Source organism: Streptomyces milbemycinicus, assembly GCF_002154605.1.
Lineage (GTDB): Bacteria > Actinomycetota > Actinomycetes > Streptomycetales > Streptomycetaceae > Streptomyces > Streptomyces milbemycinicus.
The window spans coordinates 1-4,209 of record NZ_MUNE01000675.1 but is presented as its reverse complement, the minus strand read 5'-3'; the positions used below and the strand labels follow the sequence as shown (position 1 = coordinate 4,209).

The following is a 4,209-nucleotide window of genomic DNA, read 5'->3' as shown; positions in this document are numbered from 1 at the left end:
CTGCCGCACCACGTGGCCGCGATGAGCGAGACGTACGCGGCCGCGCCCGGCCTGATCAGCCCGCGCCCGCTCACCTGGACCGGCCAGGGCCCCTTCCGCCCCGCCACGTACACCAAGGGCGGGCTGCCGGTCCCGGGCGACCAGCTGATCCAGCTGCTGGCGCAGAACTATGTCGTGGTGGGGTCGTTGTTCGCCCGCGAGCTGTACGAGCGGATCGGCGGCTACCGCCATGTGGCGTACGGCGAGGAGTGGGACCTGTGGCTGCGGCTGGTGGCGGCGGGGGCGCGGGTGAGCAAGCCGGACGAGCCGTCGTATGTCTACCGGGTGCGGGCCTCCAGCTATGCGGGGGGCTTTGCCCGGAACGAGGCGGAGACCGAGGTGCTGAACCGATTCCTTGAGGAAGCCGAGCACCCCGTGCACCGGCAGGCCGTGAAGGTGGCCCTGCTGCAGCGGACGGGCCTCGCCGCGCTCGGCGCGCTCACGCCGGTGAGCGGCCCGCTGCCCGAGCCCGTACGGGCCTTCGCCGCCGGGCATGAACGGCCCCTGACGCGGGCGTACCGCGATCAGGACCTGGGCTGGGTGCTCGCCTTCGACTCCGAAGTGGCTGTCACCGACGACCACGCCCGGGTGATCGTGCACGTGGTCGAGAAGGACGGGAACTACGAGGCCGTGGAGATAGCCGATCCGCTGATGCGCCGCGACGCGTCCTCGCTGCGCGACATCCTGCGAGGTGAGCGATGAGCCGCGAGCAGGCGGTCAAGGAGGTGCTGGAGCGGGCGGCGCGCGTCCCGGACCGCTTCCGGCGGTTCGAGGTGGGCGCCGAGACGGCGGCCCGGGTGCACCGGATCGACGGGGCGCTGCTGGACGAGGCGCTGGACCTCGGCCTCGCGTACGAGGGGAGCGGCGCGGACCGCCGCTTCGACGACTTCGACCTGAAGAACCTGGGCCTGGGCTTGCGTATCCCGTCCCCTGCCTGGCTCCAGGTGCGGCTGTCGGCCCAGCCCTTCAACGCGGAGGCGGTCGGCACGGTCACCTACCGGACGCGGTTCCAGGGGCGGGTGGCCGGCGAGGCCCTGGAGCCCTCGTCGCAGCTGGCCTCCGGCGTGGTGGACGGCACGCTGCGGCGCATGGGGCCCGATGTGTTCGAGGCGGACCTCCATGTGTCCGCCGGCGAGAACGCGCCCGACGCGGGAGAGGGCGCGGCCGACTGCGCACGGGAACTGGGGCCGGTGCTCCCGGAAGCCGCACGGCTGGAGTACTACCTCGTGCCCGACGAACTCCGGGACGACGTCGGCTTCGTACGGGAGACCCGGCTGGCCGACTGCCGCGCCGGCACCACCTATCTGGCGCGCGTGGCGGAGGACGCCGGGGCGGCCGTGCGGCCGGCCGGCGGGCTGCTGCTGGCCGGCGCGTTCCCGCTGCCGCACGCCTGGCTCGAGGTGCGCCGCGGCGATCGCTGGCTGCCCGCCGATCCGTACTACCTCGTCAGCATGGCCGGATACGGGCTGCTCGACGGCGAGCGATGGCCGCCGCACCGGTCGGTCGCGGGGACGGTGTGGAAGATCTGCGGCCCCTACGCGGACCTGTGCTTCCTGGCGACGGCGAGCGGCGGCCGGCCGGTGAAGACCTCCGTCAGGATTCTGCGGCGAGCGACCTGAGCGCCTTGCGGTCCGTCTTGCCGTTGCCCGTCAGCGGCAGCTCCGGGACCACCAGACAGCGGGCCGGGACCTTGTACGCCTCGATCTCCGCCTTGAGCGCGGTCAGCACCTCGCCGGGGCGCAGCGAGGAGCCCGCCACGCACAGCACCGCCTCCTCGCCGTCCCCCGACGGCGGCAGGACGGCCGCGCCGCGCACCCCGGGCACCCGGCGGGCGGCGGTCTCCACCTCCTCGGCGCTCACCCGGAACCCGCGCTGCTTGTACAGATCGTCGCGGCGCCCGGAGAAATACAGATAGCCGTCCTCGTCCAGCCGGCCGAAGTCCCCGGTGCGCAGCTCGGGGAAAAGCCCCTCGGCGCGCGGGAACCGCTGCGCGGTCTGCTCCGGCCGCCGCCAGTAGCCCGCCATCACATGCGGGCCGCGCACCACGATCTCGCCCACGGTGCCCGGCGCCACCCGCCGCCCCCGCTCGTCCACCACCAGGACCTCCGTACCGGGCAGCGCCCGCCCGCACGCGCCCGGTCTGCGCAGATCCTCGTCCGGCGGCATGATGGCCACCCGTTTGCACTCCGTCAGGCCGAACATCAGCTGCACCCGCAGCCCGGGCAGCGCGGCGCGCAGCCCGGCCAGCACTTGCGGGGGCATCGCGGAGCCGGTGTTGGTGAGCAGCCGCAGCCGTACGCCGTCGGCGCCGTAGCGCGGCAGCATACGGGCGAGGCCCTGCGCGAGCGACGGGACGACGGGCAGCACGGTGGCCCCGGAGCGGCGGAGGTTCTTCAGCAGGACCAGACCCACGTCCGAGGTGCCGCCCAGCCACAGGTGGGCGCCGGCCAGGGTGCTGAGGAAGAGCTGGTAGAGGCCGTAGTCGAAGGAGAGCGGCAGCGCGCAGTAGACGACGTCCTCGGTGTGGTAGGCCAGTTCGCCGTGGATGGCCCGGGCCGCGAACAGCAGTTGGGCGTGGGTGGACACGACGGCCTTGGGCGGACCGGTGGAGCCTGAGGTGTAGATGAGGCAGACGGGGTCGACGGACAGCGGGCCGGTGGTCTCCTGCGGGTCCTCGCCGTCCTCATCCAGGAGCGGTGGGCCGTCGTCCGCGGTGACCAGGAGGGCCGCCTCGCTGTCCGCGCGGACATGGGCGAGGGCCGGGCCGCGCACCTGCTCATGCAGCACGCAGAACGCGGCCCCCACCCGCGAACAGCCGTACACCAGGGCCGCCATGGCCAGACCGGACGGCAGGGCCAGCAGCACCCGGTCGCCGCGCCCGACGCCCCGTTCGCGCAGCCACGCGGCTGCCTGCAGCGAGGCCGTGCGCAGCCGGGCGTAGTCCCAGGTCAGCCCGGCGTGGGTGAGGGCCGGGCGGGTGGGGTGGCGACGGGCCGCCGCGTCAAGCAGGTCGTGCAGTACGGCCGGCTGCCGGGAGGCGAGTACGTCGTGCGGTACGGCCGGCTGCCCGAACTCGGGGTCACCGGCGGGGAGGTCACCGGCGGGCAGGTCACCGGCTGGCATCCCGCCCTGCCTCCCGCGCGGCCTCCGCGGCCAGCGCCTTGCGGTCGATCTTGCCGTTGGCGTTCAGCGGGAACCGCGCCACCTGCTTCAGGACGCGCGGAATCGCGGCCCGGGGGAGCAGCTTGCCGAGTTCTTCGACGACCGGACCCCGCTCGGTGGCGGCCCCGGTGTAATAGGCGTGCAAGGCATGGCTGTTGCCCGCGGGCACCGCCACGACCACCGCCTCGTCTACCCCTGAGCAGCGCCGCAGCGCCCACTCGACCTCCGGGATCTCCACCCGTACGCCCCGGATCTGCACCTGGTGGTCGAGCCGGCCCGAGTACAGCAGGGTGCCGCCGGGGGCCGTGGTGACCAGGTCGCCGGTGCGGTACCAACGCTCGCCGTCGAGGTCGAGGAAGCGCCCGGCGTCGTCCGCCGGATCGAGATAGCCCGCGAACATCTGCGGCCCGGTGACGCACAGTTCGCCACGCTCCGGATGCCGGTTCCCCTCCGCGTCGAGGAGCATGGCGCGCATCCCGGGGTGGAGCCGGCCCATGGGCACGCCGCCGTGTGCTTCGGGGTGTGGGACGTCCGTCGCGCGCCACTTGTGGACGGTGACGTTCATGGTGACTTCCGTGGGCCCGTACAGGTTCACCACGGTGGACTCGGGGGCGGCCCGCTGCCAGTCGGCCGCGTCGTGTTCCATCAGCGCCTCACCGGCGAAGAAGCTCCAGCGCAGACCGGGCATGGCCGCGTCGGTGAGCCGCCGGGTCCTGCGGACGACGGAGATCGTGCTGGGGGCGGAGAACCAGACCGTAATGCCGAGCTCGTTCACCAGCGCGGGGAGATCCGTATAGCCGAGGCCGGGGACGTGGGCGACGCACGCGCCCGCGCTCCAGGCGCAGAACAGATCGAAGATCAGGGGGTCGAAGGTGATGTCGACCGTCTGTGAGAAGACATCCTGTGGCCCGAAGTCGTAGAGGTCTCGCACACACCGCAGAAAGTGCTCGCCATTCCGGTGCGAGATGGGCACGCCTTTCGGGCGGCCGGTGGAGCCCGAGGTGAACA

General features: G+C 73.2%; 4 protein-coding genes. 2 read left to right on the top strand and 2 right to left on the bottom strand.

The window, feature by feature from the left end:
* A partial coding sequence (locus CCN51_RS42410) for a glycosyltransferase family protein (RefSeq protein WP_245881795.1) occupies positions 1-741 on the top strand: 741 nt, incomplete at its 5' end.
* Positions 738-1,658: a hypothetical protein gene (locus CCN51_RS42405; RefSeq protein ID WP_014175720.1), complete on the top strand. Its 921-nt coding sequence runs from the start codon at positions 738-740 to the stop codon at positions 1,656-1,658. The genes CCN51_RS42410 and CCN51_RS42405, both read left to right, overlap by 4 nt.
* On the opposite strand, the gene CCN51_RS42400 is transcribed toward CCN51_RS42405, so the two are convergent.
* Positions 1,633-3,162, bottom strand: coding sequence for a class I adenylate-forming enzyme family protein (locus CCN51_RS42400; protein WP_014175719.1), 1,530 nt, complete (start codon positions 3,160-3,162; stop codon positions 1,633-1,635). The two genes, CCN51_RS42405 and CCN51_RS42400, sit on opposite strands and share 26 nt — an antisense overlap.
* Positions 3,149-4,209: AMP-binding protein (locus tag CCN51_RS42395; RefSeq protein ID WP_086860790.1), on the bottom strand; the 1,061-nt coding region annotated here is incomplete at its 5' end. The genes CCN51_RS42395 and CCN51_RS42400, both read right to left, overlap by 14 nt.

What these genes read in the sequence shown, in the direction of transcription:
- CCN51_RS42405 (WP_014175720.1), top strand. Translation starts at nt 738, where the DNA reads ATGAGCCGCGAGCAGGCGGTCAAGGAGGTGCTGGAGCGGGCGGCGCGC.
- CCN51_RS42400 (WP_014175719.1), bottom strand. Translation starts at nt 3,162, where the DNA reads ATGCCAGCCGGTGACCTGCCCGCCGGTGACCTCCCCGCCGGTGACCCC.